The organism is Streptomyces sp. CNZ301, from assembly GCF_004217425.1.
The window spans coordinates 322075-339867 of the sequence record NZ_SHLG01000002.1 but is presented as its reverse complement, the minus strand read 5'-3'; the positions used below and the strand labels follow the sequence as shown (position 1 = coordinate 339867).

16 protein-coding genes are annotated in these 17793 nt (G+C 70.8%); 10 read left to right on the top strand and 6 right to left on the bottom strand.

The annotated features are described in order from the left end of the window. Nucleotides 1–57: 57 nt before the first annotated feature. The 3 genes from EV375_RS25665 (at nt 58) to EV375_RS25655 (ending at nt 4126) form a co-directional block, all read left to right on the top strand. The gene (locus tag EV375_RS25665; protein WP_130302318.1) at nt 58–576 is read left to right on the top strand and encodes a lytic polysaccharide monooxygenase; all 519 of its coding nucleotides are present in this window, start codon (nt 58–60) and stop codon (nt 574–576) included. A 231-nt stretch (nt 577–807) separates the two neighbouring features. Further along, nucleotides 808–1881 (top strand): LLM class flavin-dependent oxidoreductase, encoded by a 1074-nt coding sequence (locus EV375_RS25660; RefSeq protein ID WP_130302881.1) that lies wholly within the window; start codon nt 808–810, stop codon nt 1879–1881. 112 nt (nt 1882–1993) lie between these two features. Then, nucleotides 1994–4126 carry a neutral/alkaline ceramidase gene (locus tag EV375_RS25655; RefSeq protein WP_486588808.1) on the top strand — a complete coding sequence of 711 codons (2133 nt, stop codon included), beginning with the start codon at nt 1994–1996 and terminating at the stop codon, nt 4124–4126. 46 nt (nt 4127–4172) lie between these two features. Here the strand turns inward: EV375_RS25655 and EV375_RS25650 are convergent, their stop codons facing one another. Further along, the gene (locus tag EV375_RS25650; protein ID WP_486588807.1) at nt 4173–5525 is read right to left on the bottom strand and encodes a S1 family peptidase; all 1353 of its coding nucleotides are present in this window, start codon (nt 5523–5525) and stop codon (nt 4173–4175) included. Nucleotides 5526–5832: 307 nt separating this feature from the next. Between EV375_RS25650 and EV375_RS25645 the strand changes: the two genes are divergently transcribed. Further along, nucleotides 5833–6426, top strand: a complete 594-nt coding sequence (locus EV375_RS25645) for an LAETG motif-containing sortase-dependent surface protein (RefSeq protein ID WP_130302316.1) — start codon at nt 5833–5835, stop codon at nt 6424–6426. 137 nt (nt 6427–6563) lie between these two features. Here the strand turns inward: EV375_RS25645 and EV375_RS25640 are convergent, their stop codons facing one another. Then, nucleotides 6564–7796 (bottom strand): acetyl-CoA C-acetyltransferase, encoded by a 1233-nt coding sequence (locus EV375_RS25640; protein ID WP_130302315.1) that lies wholly within the window; start codon nt 7794–7796, stop codon nt 6564–6566. A gap of 222 nt (nt 7797–8018) precedes the next feature. Beyond that, the gene (locus EV375_RS25635; RefSeq protein WP_130302879.1) at nt 8019–8915 is read right to left on the bottom strand and encodes a LysR family transcriptional regulator; all 897 of its coding nucleotides are present in this window, start codon (nt 8913–8915) and stop codon (nt 8019–8021) included. Between the two features lie 203 nt (nt 8916–9118). Here EV375_RS25635 and EV375_RS25630 point away from each other — a divergent pair, with 203 nt between their 5' ends. From EV375_RS25630 to EV375_RS25610, 5 genes are all read left to right on the top strand, one after another. Next, complete coding sequence (locus EV375_RS25630; RefSeq protein ID WP_055486677.1) at nt 9119–10066, top strand: CoA transferase subunit A; 948 nt, start codon at nt 9119–9121, stop codon at nt 10064–10066. A gap of 114 nt (nt 10067–10180) precedes the next feature. Beyond that, nucleotides 10181–10945, top strand: coding sequence for a CoA-transferase (locus EV375_RS25625; protein ID WP_130302314.1), 765 nt, complete (start codon nt 10181–10183; stop codon nt 10943–10945). Nucleotides 10946–11038: 93 nt separating this feature from the next. After that, nucleotides 11039–12610: a 3-hydroxyacyl-CoA dehydrogenase gene (locus EV375_RS25620; RefSeq protein ID WP_130302313.1), complete on the top strand. Its 1572-nt coding sequence runs from the start codon at nt 11039–11041 to the stop codon at nt 12608–12610. Then, complete coding sequence (locus EV375_RS25615) at nt 12607–13767, top strand: acyl-CoA dehydrogenase family protein (protein WP_130302312.1); 1161 nt, start codon at nt 12607–12609, stop codon at nt 13765–13767. The genes EV375_RS25620 and EV375_RS25615 overlap by 4 nt, the downstream gene beginning before the upstream one ends. An 89-nt stretch (nt 13768–13856) precedes the next feature. Then, complete coding sequence (locus EV375_RS25610; RefSeq protein ID WP_130302311.1) at nt 13857–14663, top strand: SAM-dependent methyltransferase; 807 nt, start codon at nt 13857–13859, stop codon at nt 14661–14663. Between the two features lie 75 nt (nt 14664–14738). Here EV375_RS25610 and EV375_RS29975 read toward each other — a convergent pair whose 3' ends face one another. After that, nucleotides 14739–15050, bottom strand: a complete 312-nt coding sequence (locus EV375_RS29975; protein WP_486588806.1) for a hypothetical protein — start codon at nt 15048–15050, stop codon at nt 14739–14741. A gap of 28 nt (nt 15051–15078) precedes the next feature. Here EV375_RS29975 and EV375_RS29970 point away from each other — a divergent pair, with 28 nt between their 5' ends. After that, nucleotides 15079–15558, top strand: a complete 480-nt coding sequence (locus EV375_RS29970) for a VanZ family protein (RefSeq protein ID WP_486588805.1) — start codon at nt 15079–15081, stop codon at nt 15556–15558. Here the strand turns inward: EV375_RS29970 and EV375_RS25600 are convergent. Further along, nucleotides 15527–16216 (bottom strand): DUF4230 domain-containing protein, encoded by a 690-nt coding sequence (locus EV375_RS25600; RefSeq protein ID WP_207228462.1) that lies wholly within the window; start codon nt 16214–16216, stop codon nt 15527–15529. The two genes, EV375_RS29970 and EV375_RS25600, sit on opposite strands and share 32 nt — an antisense overlap. Before the next feature lie 140 nt (nt 16217–16356). Next, on the bottom strand, nt 16357–17637 hold the full coding sequence (locus tag EV375_RS25595; RefSeq protein WP_130302310.1) for an FAD-binding protein: 1281 nt from the start codon (nt 17635–17637) through the stop codon (nt 16357–16359). Nucleotides 17638–17793: the final 156 nt, after the last annotated feature.

Genomic DNA, 17793 nt, shown 5'->3' with positions numbered 1-17793 from the left:
CCCTGTGTCCTCCCCTCCTCGCCGCTTTCCGGTCGGCCGGACCGTGAAGGAGTTGGCATGAACGTCAAGAGGAAGCTCGCGGCGGGAATCGGGGCCGGGATCGCGCCTCTGCTCGTCCTCACGCTGCCGGCGGCCCCGGCCAGTGCGCACGGCTACATCGACTCGCCGCCGAGCCGTCAGGCACAGTGCGCCGCGGGCACGGTGGAGTGCGGAGCCATCAAGTGGGAGCCGCAGAGCGTCGAGGGCCCCAAGGGGCTCACCAGTTGCAGCGGCGGCAACGAGCAGTTCGCCGAGCTGGACGACGACAGCAAGGGCTGGGCGGTCACTCCCGTCGGGAGCTCGACGAGCTTCAAGTGGCACCTGACGGCACGTCACGCGACGAGCACTTGGCAGTACTTCGTCGGCGGCTCGAAGATCGCGGAGTTCGACGACGGCGGTGCGCAGCCCGGGGAGACCGTCACGCACCAGGTCGACTTCGGCGGTCTGAGGGGCGAGCAGAAGGTGCTCGCCGTCTGGAACATCGCGGACACGGCCAACGCCTTCTATGCGTGCGTCGATGTGAACGTCGGCGGCTGAGGCGAGCCGGCCGGCCGATCCGCCGCGGCGCCGCCGGAGGTGTTTCCTCCGGCGGCGCCCTGGTGTGTGCGGCCGGCCCTCCCGCGGTCGTGTGCCCTGCGGCTTCGCCGCGGCGGCGCCTCCGCGCGACCATGGACGAAGAGCACGTGGGAGACTGGTGGGACCGTGTAGTTCAACAATGAACTAATTGAAACAATGGCTTCCGCCGGAGCCGACGAGAGGGTGAGAGTGGTGCAGTTCGGGATCTTCACCGTCGGGGACGTCACGACCGATCCCACCGACGGCCGCACGCCGAGCGAGCACGAGCGGATCAAGTCGATGGTCGCGATCGCGCTGAAGGCCGAAGAGGTGGGCCTCGACGTCTTCGCCACGGGGGAGCACCACAACCCGCCCTTCGTGCCCTCCTCGCCGACGACCATGCTCGGCCACATCGCCGCGCGCACCGAACGGCTCATCCTCTCCACCTCGACGACCCTGATCACCACCAACGACCCGGTGAAGATCGCCGAGGACTACGCGATGCTCCAGCACCTGGCCGACGGCCGCGTCGATCTGATGATGGGCCGCGGCAACACCGCCCCCGTCTATCCGTGGTTCGGGCAGGACATCCGGCAGGGCATCCCGCTGGCGATCGAGAACTACGCGCTGCTGCACAGGCTGTGGCGGGAGGACGTGGTGGACTGGGCGGGCCGCTTCCGCACCCCGCTCGAGGGCTTCACCTCCACACCGCGGCCGCTCGACGGCGTGCCGCCTTTCGTCTGGCACGGCTCCATCCGCAGCCCGGAGATCGCCGAGCAGGCCGCGTACTACGGCGACGGCTTCTTCGCGAACAACATCTTCTGGCCCAAGGAGCACTACATGAAGCTCATCGGGCTCTACCGCGAGCGCTTCGCGCACCACGGACACGGCACCCCGGAGCAGGCGATCGTGGGTCTCGGTGGCCAGGTCTTCATGCGCAGGAACTCCCAGGACGCGGTGCGGGAGTTCCGTCCCTACTTCGACAACGCGCCCGTCTACGGGCACGGGCCGACGCTGGAGGAGTTCACCGACCAGACGCCGCTGACCGTGGGCAGTCCGCAGGAGGTCATCGACAAGACCCTCACCTTCCGCGAGGCTTTCGGCGACTACCAGCGGCAGCTGTTCCTCATGGACCACGCGGGCCTTCCGCTGAAGACCGTGCTGGAGCAACTGGACATGCTCGGCGAGGAAGTGGTGCCCGAACTTCGCAAGGAGTTCGCCGCGCGCAGGCCGGCCGGAGTGCCGGACGCCCCCACTCACGCGTCGCTGCTCGCTCAACGCGGCTGAACCCCGCCGGAATTGGTTCCGACCAATCCCCGCACGCGCATTGTGGCGTGTGTTACACAGTGGCATGCTCAACGGGCAGTTACCGGGAAGTAGCCCTACAGAGGAGCACCCGTTGAGTAGCACCCACCCCCACACCCCACCGTCCGAAGGGCAGCCGGAGCACACTCCCTCTCCGGGGCCCCGCAGCAGCCGCCGCACCGTACTGCGTGCGGGCGCCGCGCTGACCGGACTCGGCCTGGCCGGTGCCACGCCGGGCGCCCAGGCCGCGCAGGCCGAAAACGCCGTGAACACCGGCAGCTCGGCCGCCGGAAGCGGCTATCTCGTGGGCCGGGGCGTCGCCGACGCCACCGGCGAGATCGCCGAGGTCGGCATGATGGGCTACGGTCGCGTCGACCAGCAGGCCGAAGGACTCCACACCCGCCTGCGCGCCCGTGCGTTCGTCTTCGCGGACCAGGAGACGCGCGAGCGCGTGCTCCTCGTCGTTGTCGACACCGCCATGATCTTCGAGAGCGTGCACCAGGCCGTGCTGAGCAGGCTCGGGGAGAAGTACGGCGACCTCTACACGCACCGCAACGTCATGCTCACCGCCACCCACACGCACTGCGGACCGGGCGGCTCCTCGCACCACCTGCTCTACGACCTCACCACGCTGGGCTTCCACAAGAAGACCTTCGAGGCGATGACGGACGGCATCGTCGAGGCAGCGACCCGCGCCCACGAAGACGCAGCGCCCGCCGAACTCACCCTCACGCATGCGGAGTTGACGGGCACCAGCGTCAACAGGTCACGCGAGGCCTTCGAACGCAACCCCTCCGGGCTGCGCGGCCACTTCCCGGACGGCATCGACCCGCAGAGCACGCTGCTGCGCGTCGAGCGCGAGGGGCGGGCCGTCGGGGCGGTCAACTGGTTCGCCGTGCACTGCACCAGCATGTCCGGCGACAACAAGGTGATCAGCGCCGACAACAAGGGCTACGCCGCCCACCACTGGGAGCGGGAGGTCGGGGGAGCCGACTATCTCGGCGGCACCGCACCCGAGTTCGTCTCCGCCTTCGCGCAGACCAACGCCGGCGACATGTCCCCGAACCTCGACCTGAAACCGCCGACGACGCCGGCCGACTTCGAGAGCACCCGCGAGTGCGGACTGCGCCAGTACAAGTCCGCCGCGGGCCAACTCGACCAGCGGGGAACGAAGATGACGGGCGGAGTGGACTCCAGGCTCGTCTACATCGATCTCTCGGACGTGACGGTCGAGCCGGAGTTCACCGGAGACGGCAAGCAGCACAAGACCGCCAAGCCCGCCATCGGCGCGTCGATGGCGGCCGGAAGCCTCGAGGACGGCCCGGCGTTCCCCGGCTTCGAAGAGGGCGAGAACCCCCTCTGGGACGCGATCTCGGACTCCGTCATCTACGAGGCCTCACCCGAGCTGCGCGAAGCGCAGGCACCGAAGGGAATCGTCGCCCCCGTCGGGGAGATGAACCGCATCTACCCGTGGGTGCAGGAACAGGTTCCGGTGCAGCTGGTGCGCATCGGGCAGCTGTATCTCATCGGCGTTCCCGGCGAGGTGACCGTGTGCGCCGGGCTGCGGCTGCGCCGCACGGTCGCGGAGACCGTCGGGGCGGAGGTGAAGGACGTCCTCGTCGCGGGCTACGCCAACTCCTACTTCCACTACCTGACCACGCCCGACGAGTACGACTCGCAGCAGTACGAGGGCGGCAGCACCCTCTTCGGGCGCTGGCAGCTGCCCGCCGTCGAGCAGACGGCGGCGCAGCTCGCACGCGCCATGCGGGACGGGAAGAGCCTGCCGCTCGGGCCCGTCGCACCGGACATCTCCGGGAAGACGATCTCCCTGCAGCCGCCGATCGTGCTGGATGCGCCGCCGCTGGCACGCGAGTTCGGCGACGTGCTCACGGCTCCGCGCGCCAACTACCGGGCGGGGGAGCGGGTCACGGTCGTCTTCGCGGGCGCCCACCCCGGCAACGTGCTGCACCGGGGCGGGACCTATCTGCGCGTGGAAGCGCGGAAGGACGGCGAGTGGCGCACCGTCGCGGACGACGGGGACTGGTCGACGACCTTCCGCTGGGAGCGTTACGGGGTCGCCGCCTCGAAGGTGACCGTCACCTGGGACATCCCCGAGGGGACGGCCTCCGGCGAGTACCGGATCACCTACGAGGGCGACGCCAAACCGGTCGCGGGCGACCCGAAAGCCATCTCAGGGGCCAGTTCCCCGTTTACCGTGACGGGCTGACACCGTGAGCGGCTGACGGGCCGCCCGTGGGGCGGCCGGGCAGTGCTTACTGCAGCTGCTGCTGCTCGGCCTCCCCGCCGCCGTCGCCGATCGTCGCGCCGGTGGCCTCCAGCGCGTCGGTGACCGGCTGGAAGAAGGTCTCGCCGCCCTGCGTGCAGTCGCCGCTGCCGCCCGAGGTCAGGCCCACGGCCTGGTCCTCGGAGAACATCGCGCCGCCGCTGTCGCCGGGTTCGGCGCAGACGTTCGTCTGGATCATGCCGTTGACGACGTCGCCCCCGCCGTAGTCGACGGTGGCGTCCAGGCCGGTGACCTCGCCGTCGCTGAGGCCGGTCGTGCTGCCGCTGCGCTGCACCTGCATGCCCACGGCGGCCTCGGCCGCGCCGGTGATCTCCTGCGTTCCGCCCTGGCCCTCACCCAGCGGGTCGAGGTTCACGGCGCTGGGCGCCTCGGCCTGGGCGTCGTCGAGCGTGGCGATCGCGAAGTCGGTCTCCGGGAACTGCGAGTCCGTGATCGAGCCGAGTGCCTGGGCACCGGCCTCGTCGGAGGTCCAGTTCTGAGCGGCGTTGCCGCAGTGGCCCGCGGTCAGGAAGGCGGGCGCTCCGTCGACCTGCACGTTGAAGCCGAGCGAACAGCGGGTGCCCTCGGCGAAGATGGCGTCGCCGCCGAGCACACCTTCGGCAGCCGCGTCGCCGCCTTCGCCGGCGCCCGCGCCGTCGTCGCCCTGGCCTGCTCCGTTGCCGTTGCCGGCGCCCTCCTCGCCCTGGCCCGCGCCGTTACCGGGGCCCTGGTCGCCGGCGTCGCCCTGGCCGGCTCCGCCGTTGCCCGTGAACTTCTGGAACTTACCGGCGGTCCGCTTCACCGACATCATGCCGTCCATGCCGGCGGCGGTCTCGTTCAGCGAGGCCCACTCATCGTCGTCGACCGTGCTGTCGGCGAGAACGGAGACCTTGTTGGTGCGGGGGTCGATCGACCAGGCCGAGCCCGGCACCGAAGCGCCGTTCGCGAGGGTGTCGCTGACCTTCTGCAGCTCCGCCTTGGAGTTCTGGACGATTCTCGCCTCGGCGCCGCTCTCCTGGACGCGCTGGGCGGTCTCCTCGTCGGTGACGTTCATGACGAGTCGTTTGGCCTTGCTGTCGATGAACCAGCCCGCGGTGCTCGACCCGTTCTCGTCCGCCAGCTTCGTGCCCATCGCGGCGGCGGCCTTCGCGCTCATCGTGCGTGGACCGGGGGCTTCCTGGCCCGCGTTCGCGTACGGAAGCATGATCGCCGCCGTCGCAAGTGCCGCTGTGCCCGCGCCGGCTATCACATACGCCCGTTTCTTGTCCTTGCGTCGATGGCTCAACTCACTGTCCTCCCTGGGGTGGTGGACCGGCGCCTCGCCGGCTCGGCGCAGTGGCACGCCATGGTCCTCCACAGGTACTCGCTCCGCCCGTTTCGTAGTTGAGACCGCTCAATGTCCGTGAGTTTCCCTCGCCGTTGCCTTTGAGGCGGTAGCCTCAGCGGGTTCCAGCGGGGAACGGGCGGGCAGCCGCCGGACCGTACGGGGGATGGCTGCTCATCACACGCCACCACGTCTGAACTGCCCCTTTTTCAGAGCCTTTTGGCCAGCCGGGGGCGGGCGCGACCAGTGATGTACCGGGGAGTACCGTTCTGTCCTCGCACGACATCCGCTCTTTGCACCACTTCTTCATCTTCAGAGGGAGACCATGACCGCTATACGCCACAGATGGCACCGCGCCGCCGCCGTCGCCACGGGTGCCGCCGCGCTCGTCGGTACCGGGATGTTCGTCGCCTCCCCCGCGTCGGCCCACGTGCCGGGCTGGGAGGTGGACTGCTACACCACGAGCATCCACCTGGAGAACTACAGCGACAAGGCCGAGAACACCATCAAGATCACCGCGGGTGACGAGACCCTGGTGGACGAGAAGTTCGGCCGCACCTTCGACAAGAAGGTGAACCTCCCCAAGCACACCTCCCCCCTCGATGTCCACCTGGTCATCGACGCCGGTGACGACGACAAGTTCGACCGCGACGAGCACAAGACGTCGCCCGTGTGCGAGGAGTCCCCCTCGCCCACGCCGAGCGAGTCCTCGCCCGAGCCCTCGCCGAGCGAGTCCAGCAGCGAGGCCCCGGCGCCCTCAGAGAAGCCCAGCACCGCTCCCAACGGCGGAGGCGACGACCTCGCCGAGACCGGTGCCTCCAGCGCCACCCCGATGATCGCCGGCGCGGCCGGTGTCGTCCTGGCCGCGGGCGCAGGCCTGGTCGTGGTCTCCCGCAAGCGCCGCTCCGCGCAGGACTGAGCCCGCCCCGCGCATACTTCGGCAAGCCCGACGGGCCCGGCAGCCAAGTGGAGGCTGCCGGGCCCTGGTTGTGCGAGCGGTGGTCCGCGCGGGTCAGCCCGCGACCTGCCGGGCGACAGCCCTGGCCGGCGGGCCGGTCAACAGCGCTCGAAGACCGCGGCGAGGCCCTGCCCGCCGCCGATGCACATGGTCTCCAGTCCGTAGCGCGCCTGCGTGCGCTGCATGTGGTGCGCCAGCGTCGTGAGGATCCGGGCGCCGGTTGCACCGACCGGGTGGCCGAGCGAGATGCCCGAGCCGCACACGTTGATGCGCTCCTCGTGGTCCTTGTCCGTCCAGCCCAACTCGCGGGTGCAGGCGAGGACTTGAGCGGCGAAGGCCTCGTTGAGCTCGATCAGGTCCAGGTCGCTCGCCGACAGTCCGGCACGCTCCAGGGCCTCCGTGGTCGCACCCACCGGCCCGATTCCCATCGTCTTCGCAGGAACTCCCGCGCGGGCGAAGGAGATCAGCCGCAGCATCGGCGTCAGGCCGAGGCGTTCGGCCGTCGCGGCCGTGGTGACCAGGCACGCGGCGGCGGCGTCGTTCTGGCCGCTGGCGTTCCCGGCCGTGACCGTGGCCTCGGGGTCCGTCTTTCCCATCACCGGGCGCAGCGCGGCCAGTTGGTCCGCCGTGGTGTCCGGCCGCGGATGCTCGTCGACGGACACCGTGCTCTCGCCCTCACGTCCCCGCACCGTCACCGGCACGATCTCCTCGGCGAACCAGCCCTCCTCCATGGCGCGGGCGGCACGCTGCTGCGAACGAAGGGCGAGGGCGTCCTGGTCCTCGCGGGAGACGCCGTACTCGCGGCGCAGATTCTCCGCCGTCTCGATCATGCCGCCGGGTACGGGGTGGTGCTCGCCGCCCGCGGTGACCCGCCCGCGGGCGAGAGCGTCGTGCAGCTGGAGCCCGGGGCCCCTGATGCCCCAGCGCCCTTCGTGGGTGTAGTAGGGGGCGGCGCTCATCACGTCGACGCCGCCCGCGATCACGACCTCGCTGAAGCCGGCCTGTATCTGCATCGCGGCGTCGAGGACCGCCTGGAGCCCCGAACCGCAGCGCCGGTCGATCTGGCTGCCGGTGACCGACTCCGGCAGCCCGGCGTCCAGCGCGGCGACACGGCCGATGGCCGGGGCCTCGGCGCTCGGATAGGCGTGGCCGAGGATCACCTCGTCGACCTGCGAGCCGTCGATGCCGCTGCGAGCGACGATCTCCGAGATGACGTGTGCCGCCAGCGCGGCGGGCCGCCGGCCTGCCAGGGCGCCGCCGAAGCGCCCGATCGGCGTGCGAAGGGGGTGGCAGATGACGACGTCGGTGCGAGCCGGAGCGGGGGCTGACATGGAGAGGCCTTCCTGACTGGTTCTGGCTGGTCGCGGTCACGGGCGGGGACGGGCGGAGAAGAGGGCAGGGACAGGGACAGGAGGGGGCGCACGTCGGGATCGAGGCTTGCCCACGACCCTTCCACCGCGCACTTTTCCGGTCCAATATCCGATTCGCCTCGCACTGATACGCGGGCGCACTCAATCGCTGCCGTGCCCAATCGCTGCCGCATCCCGCCGCGTTCACGACCCCGGAGGCGGCAGCGCGTCGGCCGCGACCTCCAGAACGCTGCGCAGCGCCGCCGACGGGTTGTCCGTACGCCAGGCCAGGGCCGCCTGGAGCACCACGGGCGGTCCGGCCAGCGGACGGTAGACGAGGCCGGTCTGCTGGATGTGCATGCAGGAGGTGAGCGTCAGCGTCACGCCGACTCCCATCGCCACGAGGGCGAGGATCGTGTACGAGTCGGGGGCCTCCTGCACGATCCGCGGGTGGAAGCCGCTGTGTTCGCACGTCTCCAGCGTGACGTCGCGCAGGCTGGAGCCGGTGCGGGCGGGAAAGCTGACGAACGGCTCCTCGGCCAGGTCGCCCACGGTGATCCGCTCGTGGCGGGCGAGGGGGTGGTCCGAGGGCAGTGCGCACACCAGCTCCTCCTCGGCGATCACCCGGTGCTCGACTCCTGGCCGGTTCACCGGGAGCCGCACGAAGCCCAGATCCAGCGTTCCGTCGGCGACCCGAGCCACCGCCCTGTTCGCGTACGTCTGGCCCTGCATGACGAGCTCGATGCCGGGGTGCGCCGCCCGTACGGCACGGGTGAGGCGGGGCAGTGCGGTGTGGCTGGAGGCACCGGCGAAACCGACCCGGACGCGCCCGTACTCGCCGCGCCCGGCGGCCTTGGCCACCCGCGTCGCGATGTCGATGTCCTCCAGGACCGTGCGGACGGGCTTGAGGAACGCCTCGCCGGCGCTCGTCAGCCGCACCGAGCGCGTGCTGCGTTCGAAGAGCTGGACCCCCAGCTCCTTCTCCAGCTGCCGGATCTGCTGGCTCAGGGGCGGCTGGGCCATCTGGAGCCGCTTGGCGGCACGGCCGAAGTGCAGCTCCTCGGCGACGGCGACGAAGGAGGAGAGGTAGCGCAGTTCCACGTCGGTACGCTCCCGTCGGCCAGTTATCAGTTTCACGTCTCAAACTGACCTTAATTCGGTATTGGACGCCAATCAATGCCGGGTGGGAACGTGGTCTCCCGGGCCTGCCGTGACCAATGTCGTGATCAATGTCGTGATCAATGCCGTGACAACGGCACCGAGGCGCACCGATGCGTACCGAACCGCACCGAGGAGATGTGGAGATGGCCGTGGAGACCGCCGTGGACAAGACGATGACGATGCGGGAGGCCGTCGCAGCCCATGTCAGGGACGGCGACACCGTCTCCCTCGAAGGCTTCACGCATCTCATACCGACCGCGGCCGGGCACGAGATCATCCGCCAGGGCCGCCGCGACCTGACCGTGATCCGCATGACCGCCGACATCGTCGTCGACCAGATGCTGGCCGCCGGGTGCGTCTCGCGGCTGGTCTCCTCCTTCGTCGGCAACTCCTCCGCCGGCTCGCTGGGCGAGCTGCGCCGCCGCGTGGAGAGGGCCGACCCCGAGCCGCTCGCCTTCGAGGAGTACAGCCACTACGGCATGATCTGCCGCTACATCGCCGGCGCCCAGAGGCTGCCCTTCTACCCGTTGCGCAGCTACGGCGGCAGTGACCTGCCGAGCGTCAACCCGGCCCTGCGCAAGGTCACTTCGCCCTACCCGGGCCCGGACGGCGAGAGCGAGCAGATCTACGTCGTGCCGCCCGTCAACCCGGACGTGACGATCGTGCACGCGCAGCGCGCCGACCGCTCCGGGAACACCCAGATCTGGGGTCTGACCGGCGTCCAGGCCGAGGCCGTGTACGCGGCGCGCAAGGCGGTCGTCGTCGTGGAGGAGGTCGTCGAGGACGAGGTCGTGCGCTCCGACCCGAACCGCACCGTCATCCCGTCGCACGCGGTGGACGCCGTCGTCGTCTGCCCGCGCGGTGCTCACCCGTCCTTCGCCCAGGGCTACTACGACCGCGACAACGCCTTCTACCGCTCCTGGTCGGCGATCAGCAAGGACAAGGAGCGGCTGACCGCCTGGCTGGAGGAGTGGGTGCACGGGACCGCGGACCACGCCGAGTACGTCGCCAAGCTCGGCGAGGAGTTCTGGGAGGGCCTCGCCGTCGGAGAGGCGATGAGCCTGCCGGTGAACTACGGCCGCAGGCTGTGAGCCCCGCCCGTCCGCCGTCCCGTTCCGCACCGGCACCCGGCCCCGCCACGCGCCCGGGGCCACCGTACTCCCCGACCCGTATCCCGCACCTCCGCACACGGAAGTGAGCCGCAGATGACCACCGACACCGTGACCTCCTCCGAGCTGCTGTCCGTCGTCGCCTCCCGCGAACTGGCGGGCAGGCGCACGGTGTTCGCCGGAATCGGGCTGCCCACGCTGGCCGCCTCCCTCGCCCATCTCACCGTCGCGCCCGGACTGGAGATCGTCTACGAGTCCGGGGTGTGCGGCGCGCACCCTTCGCACCTGCCCGAGACCATCGCCGACGCCGTGCTCATCACCGGAGCCGAGGCGGTCATTCCGATGCCCACGCTCTTCGGGTCGGTCCTCCAGGGCGGCCACATCGACGTCGGCTTCCTCGGCGCCGCCCAGATCGACAAGTGGGGCAACCTCAACTCCTCCGTCATCGGGGACTGGCACCACCCCAAGGCCCGGCTGCCCGGATCGGGCGGCGCGAACGAGGTCATGGCCAGCTCCGGCGAGGTGTTCGTCGTCATGCGCCGCCACGATCCGCGCTCCTTCACCGAGCTCGACTTCTGCACCTCGCCCGGCCCGGACCGGGCGCTCGCCGACGGCATCCGCCCGCTGGGTTCCGGAGTCACGCGCGTCATCACGGAGTTGGGCATCCTCGCGCGCGAAGGCGTGGGCGAGGAGCTGAAGCTGGCCGCCCTGCACCCGGGTGTGACGGCCGAGGACGTGAAGGCCAACACCGGCTGGAACCTGAGGACCGCCGGCGACCTCAGCGTCATCGAGCCGCCCTCGGCGGACGAACTGGCCCTGCTGCGCGAAGATGTGGACCCCGAGCGCGTGTATCTGCGCTGACGGGACGACGAGGGGACGGCAACGGGCGGGTGCCGTCCGGCCGGGACGGGCCGGGCGGCGGCAGCGGTCCGGGGGAGCGGAGACGGAGAAGGCATGCGCATCAGAATCGTCGGTACGGGCGTCATGGGCCGCGGCATCGCACAGTGGGCCGCCACGGCCGGGCACACCGTCGAACTCGCCGACGCGCGCGAGGAGTCGGTCACCGAAGCCGTCGCATTCGTGACCGGCATGCTGGAGCGCGCCGTGAAGAAGGGCCGGATGAGCCAGGACGACGCGGACGCCGCCCGCGAGCGCCTGGTGCCGCTCTCCTCGCCCTTCACGGCACCCGGGAGCGACGAGACCGCGCCCGCCCTCGTCGTGGAGGCCGTGCGGGAGGACCTGGAGACGAAGGCCGCCGTCTTCACGGAGCTCGCGAAGGTGCTGCCGGAGGCCACCGTCTTCGCGACCAACACCTCCTCGCTGTCCGTCACGGAGATCGGCGCTCGGCTCGCCGACCCCTCCCGCCTGGGCGGGCTGCACTTCTTCAACCCCGTGCCGCTGATGAAGATCGCGGAGGTCGTGCCCGGCGCGGCCACCCGCGAGGACGTCCCCGGATTCCTCACCGAGTTCGTCGAGGGCTGTGGGCACCGGGCGGTGACCGTGGCGGACACTCCCGGCTTCCTCGTCAACCACGCCGGGCGCGGGCTGGTCACCGAGGCGCTGGCGCTGCTGGAGGAGTCCGTCGCACCGCCCGCGGACCTCGACGCGGTCGCCCGGGACGTGCTGGGCCTGCGCATGGGCCCGTTCGAACTCATGGACCTCACCGGGCTCGACGTCACGGCCTCCGTCATCGACACGATCTGGCGCGGATTCCGCCACTCCGACCGGCTGCGGCCCTCGTACCTCACCGCGAACCGGGTCACCGCCGGACTGCACGGCCGCAAGACCGGCCGCGGCTTCTACCCGTACGGGCCCGCCGCCCCCGGCGACGCCGCCGCCCCCACGCCGCCCCCCGCGGGCGGCGACGCCTCACGCGCGGTGGAGGTCGCGGGCGAGGGGCCGGACGCCGACGCGGTACGGGCACTGCTCGGCAGCGCCGAGGCGAGGCGGAGCGAGGGCGCGGCCGGCACAGAGGGCGGTGGCCCCGCTGCCGAGCCGCTGCTGCTCGTGCCCACCTGGGGCGGGACGGTCGCCGATGCCGTCGCCGAGCACGGCCTGCCCGCCGCCCGCACCCTCGGTATCGACCCGCTCTCGCTCGGCACCGCACGTCGCGTGCTCGCCGTGACGCCGGCCACCGCACCCGAAGCGGTCCGGGACGCGGCCGCCGCGCTCGCCGCCGACGGCACACAGGTCACCGTCGTGCGGGACACCGCGGGTTCCGTCGCGCAGCGCCTGCTGGCCTCCGTCGTCTCGGTGGCCGCCTCCATCGCCGAACGCCACATCGCGGCGCCCGCGGATATCGACCTGGCCGTCACCGCGGGCCTCGGCTACCCGTACGGTCCGCTGGCGTGGGGCGAACGCATCGGTGCCGCCCGGATGTTCGCGCTTCAGCGCGCACTTCTGGCCACCACCGGCGATCCCCGGTACAGGCCGACGCGCTGGGTCAGGGAGCGGGCTCAGCTCGGGCTGCCGCTGACGGCCCCCGACGTCCCGCTCACCCAGCACACCCAGGAGAACTCCCCATGACGAGGAGGGACTTCGGCCTCACCGAGACGCAGCGTGACATCAGGGCCATGGCGGCGGACTTCGCCGACCGCGAGATCGCACCGCATGCCCGCGAATGGGACCGCGCCGAGCGCGTCGATCCGGCCATCCCCAAGCGCCTGGGCGAACTCGGCTTCCTCGGCCTGACGATTCCCGAGCGCTACGGCGGTGTCGAGGCGGACATGCTCTCCTACGTCCTGGCGACCGAGGAGCTGGGGCGCGGCGACTCGTCGGTGCGGGGCATCGTCTCGGTCTCCCTCGGCCTGGTGACGAAGACGATCGCCGCGCACGGCACCGAGTCCCAGTGCGAGGAGTGGATACCGCGGCTGGTCAGCGGTGACGCCCTGGGCTGCTTCGCCCTGACCGAGCCGGGAACCGGCTCCGACGCCGGCTCGCTGACCACACGGGCCACGCCCGACGGCGACGACTGGATCATCGACGGCGGCAAGATGTTCATCACCAACGGCACCGTCGCCGACGTCGCGCTGACCTTCGCCCGCACCAGCGAGAGAGGCATCACCGCGTTCCTCGTGCCCACGGCCAGTCCCGGCCTGACCGCCACGGAGATCCACGGCAAGCTCGGGCTGCGCGGCCAGGCGACGGCCGAACTCGCCTTCGAGGGCGTGCGGGTTGCGGACTCGGCGCGTCTGGGGCCCGTCGACCGCGGCCTGGGCATCGCGCTCGGCGCGCTCTCCCGCGGCCGCGTCTCGGTGGCCGCCGGAGCCGTAGGCCTGGCCCAGGCGGCGCTCGACGCCGCCGTCGGATACGCAGCGCAGCGCGAGCAGTTCGGCAGGAGCGTGGCCTCGTTCCAGCTGGTGCAGGAGCTGCTGGCGGACTCCGAGGTGGACATACGGGCGTCCCGGCTGCTCACGCACCAGGTGGCGAGGATGGCCGACGCGGGCGTGCCGCCGAAGGAGTACGCGACGGACGCGTCCATCGCCAAATACCACGCGAGCGAGGCCGCCGTGCGGGTCAGCAACAATTGCCTGCAGACCTTCGGCGGTTACGGCTTCATAGACGAGTACCCCGTCGGCAAGTACCTGCGGGACGCGCGAGTTCTCACGCTCTACGAAGGCACCAGCCAGGTCCAGAAGCTGATCATCGGCCGGAGCCTGACAGGTGTGAACGCGATGACGTGAGATGCGAGTTGCGGCCGGTTCGGTAGCTGTCGGGGAGAGCCATCGATGAGAAGGTGTGTCGCCGGCGACCGCGCGCGTAGGGGAGAGCAGTGACCGCGAAAGACGAGATCGACACCAGCAGGCCGCACCCGGCCCGCGTCTACGACTACTGGCTGAACGGCAAGAGCCACTACGAGGCGGACATCGCCGCCGGTGACCGGGTCGTGGACGTGTGGCCCGGGGTGCTGCTCGGCGCCCGGCTCAACCGTGAGTTCATGCACCGGGCCACCCGCTGGCTCGCGCGGGAGGCGGGCATACGGCAGTTTCTCGACATCGGCTCGGGAATACCGACCGAACCCAACCTCCATCAGGTCGCCCAGGCGGTCGCGCCCGAAACCCGGGTCGTCTACGTCGACAACGACCCGATCGTGCTCCGGTACGCACAGGGACTGCTGAGCGGCACCGCCGAGGGCCGCACCGCCTATGTGCACGCGGACTTCACCGAACCCGAGGCCATCCTCGAGGCCCCCGAACTGCGGGAGACCCTCGACTTCGGCCGTCCCGTCGCGCTGTCGCTGATCGCACTGCTGCACTTCATCACCGACGAGCGGGGCGCGTACGACATCGTCCGCAAGCTGATGGACGCGCTGCCGTCCGGCAGTTACCTGGTCGTCTCGCACGCCACCGCCGACTTCGACCCGGATCTGCTCACTCGTGTCGCCGAGGCGTACCAGTCGTCCGTCGCGGAGGGCCAGATCCGCTCCAGCTCCGAGGTGAACCGCTTCTTCGAAGGGCTCGAGCTCGTCGAGCCGGGCGTGGTCGTCGCCCACCGGTGGCGCCCCGACGACGGCGAGTCCCAGCCGGACATCACCGACGCGGAGTTCCCCGTCTACGGAGGGGTCGCGCGAAAGCCCTGACCGCGCCGGGCGCGCGGCCGGAACGCGGCGGCGCATGCTTCGCCCTGCCGGGGGTAACTGCTGGCCAGACAGTACCTAGGCCCTCCGGGGGTGCAAGCAGATGGAGAACTTCCTGACTGAGATGAGGAGAAAGGCGAAGTCGTCCGCGAAGGGGAACAGCGGCGGCACGGCGACGAAGAAGACGCCCGGGAAGGCGCCTGGAAGGACGACGAGCGGAACGAAAAGCACAGCGAAGAAGACGTCGAAAAGCACCACGAAGTCGAAAAGTGCGACGAAGCCGAAAAGTACGGCGAAGCGGTCATCGGCGGCCAGTCCGAAGAAGCCCTCGAAGAGCGCCCCCGGGAAGGCGGCGGCCCGCAACGGGACCGCCCGCCGGACCGCGCTCACCCAGCATCAGCTGTCCCTCGTGTGGCGCGTGCTGATCCTCGCGGTCGCGTTCGTGGCGATGGTCGGCTTCGCGGTCGTGCTCTCCAAGCTGACGCTGGGCCCTTCGGCCGCGTCCGAGTCGCTCACGCACAACAATCTGCGTCCCGGTGACTCGATCCGCAACTACCTCACGCAGCCCGCTCTGCGCGACACCATCAAGCAGCTGGGCGGGAACATCGTGCTCGGCATGCCCTTCGGTGCGCTCCTGCCGGCCCTGGTGCCCCGCACCCGCGGCCTCGTGCGCGTGATGCTGACGACGGCGGTGGTCATGCTGGCGGTGGAGCTGGTGCAGGGAGCCCTCGTCCAGGGCCGCGCCTTCGACATCGACGACGTCATCCTCAACAGCAGCGGTGCCGTGATCGGTTACCTGATCATCGGGCGCCGCCTCGGACGCGCGGTGCATCCGCGGCGGCCCCACTGGTGGCACCGGTTCGCCGTCAGCGGCCGCGCTTCCCGCGGTCGTCCGTGAACTGGACCGAGACCTTCTCGTAGCCCAGCGAGACCAGCAGTTCCCGCAGCATGTTCCGGGTGTTCTTCTCGGCCCGGTCGGTGAGGTCGCTCTTCTTCGCGGCCTCACCGATGTGGCGCACGGCGAGCTTGTGCACCTCGCGCTCGTCGTTCGGGTTGTCGGAGAAGACATCGGCGAGCCTGTCGAGCAGACCGCGCTGCTTCGTCACCGCGTAGGAACGCTCCGCGTCCAGCGCGGGCTTCTCCAGGCGGGCGTGGGGGAGCTTCACCGTGGCTTCCGTACGGTCACGGCTGACCTTCACCTGGTCCTCGCCGACGTCCCCCAGGTCGACGAAGGCGCCGACGTCGCCCTTGCCGACGAAGAGGGTGCGGTTGCCGCGCACCGCGTCCGGCAGGAACTTCGCGTCCTTGTCCAGATCGACGACGACCTGGAAGCTGCCCGACGCCGCCTCGTAACGGCTCATGTCCTGGATGGACTTGAGCAGAACGGGCCCGGTGCGGTCCCTGGTCTCCGTCCCGAACGGATTCGTCGCCTTCGGCAGGAGGTTCAGCACCCCCGCAAGCAGGAGGAGCAGGAGAAGAAGGATCAACGCCATGAAGAGCATGACCCACCACGACGGACGCCTGCGGGGATCGCCTGAACGCTGCACGGGTGACATGTGACCGTCCCTTCGGACAACCGTTGGACGCACGGACACCCTCCGGTTGCCCCGGCTTCCGCCGGTTCATGGTCGCCACTGCGCGGGGCCCGCCCGCGGCGCCGGGCGACGGGCAGCCGCGGCCGCCCCTCGGCCCGGCGTCAGCCCAGTGCGAAGACCCGGTCCACGAAGGCGTTCGCGAAGACGCGCTCCGGGTCGCGCTCCAGTACCAACCGCCTGAAGTCGCCGGCCCGTTCGTACAACGCCGCGATCCGCTCCGGCTCCATGGCGGTCAGCTTGCCCCAGTGCGGCCGGGCCCCCAGCGGCAGCAGCTTCTCCTCGACGGCCGCGACCACCGGCAGCACCGCCTCCGTGTCCTTGACCCAGGTGAAGTGGAAGGCCACGCAGTCACGCTCCCATGCGGGGCTCAGCCACAGGTCGTCCGCCGCCACGGTGCGCATCTCGGAGATCTGCAGCACCGGTGCGACACGGTCCCCGAGCGCGCGCAGCGCGGCCAGCGCCTCCTGCGTGGCGGCGCGGGGCAGCAGCAGCTCCGACTGGAGCTCTTCGCCGTTGCTGGGCGTGAAGTCGGGCCGGAAGTGCGGCAGCCGCTCGAACCACGGGCCAGGCACGCCCAGTTGCTCGGTGCAGTGCGTCGCGGGGATGCCGGGGATCGGGTGGTGTGCGGCGTCCGCCGGGGTCTCTCCCTCCCAGCCCGGGGGCCGCACGCCGCCGTCGCGTTCCGTCGTGCGGCGCTTGACCCACACCCGCGCCTCACCGCTGAGGTAGTCGGTGAACGCGCTGACGCTGTAGGCGCATCCGAAGATCTCGTCGAACCGCGCGGCCAACTCCGTGAGGGACACGCCCGTGTAGATGTGCTGGGAGACGTCGAAGGACGGCTCCACGCGGAGCGTCAGCCGGGTGACGATGCCCAACGCGCCCAGGGCGACGACCGCGCCGGGGAAGCGCCGCGGTTCGTCCTGGCGGCTCAGCAGCGACAGTTCACCGTCCGGGCCGACGATCTCGACCGATGTCACCGCCGCCGCAAGGCACTTCTCCGAGTCGCCCGAGCCGTGCGTCGCGGTCGCGCAGCATCCCGCGACCGAAATGTGCGGCAGCGAGGCGAGGTTGGCGAGGGCGTGACCGGCCTCGTGCAGGACGCCGGCGACTTCGCCGTACCGCATTCCGGCGCCGACGGTGACGGTCGAGGACGCCTCGTCGACGTCGACCGCGGGCGGCAGGCCGTCGAGCCGCACGAGGTCGCCGGAGGTGTCCGCGACGCGGTTGAAGGAGTGGCCGCTGCCCAGCGCCCGCACGCGGTGCGAGGAGGCGACGATGTGCTGCAACTCCTCGACGGACTGCGGGCGACGGACCCGGCGGGCGGTGAAGACGGTGTTGCCCGCCCAGTTGTGTGCGGGGCTGCCGGACGCGGGAGTGGGCACGCGGGGCTCCAGGGTCGAGGGTCGCTGTCGTCCGGTTCCGGTCGCGCGGGGGCGTCAACACGCCTGCGCGTGACCGGAATCGGCTGGTTGCGGGAAGTGCCGCCCCTGAGGGAATATTTTCGGCCTCCGGGATTGGCCGATCCACGCCACACCACG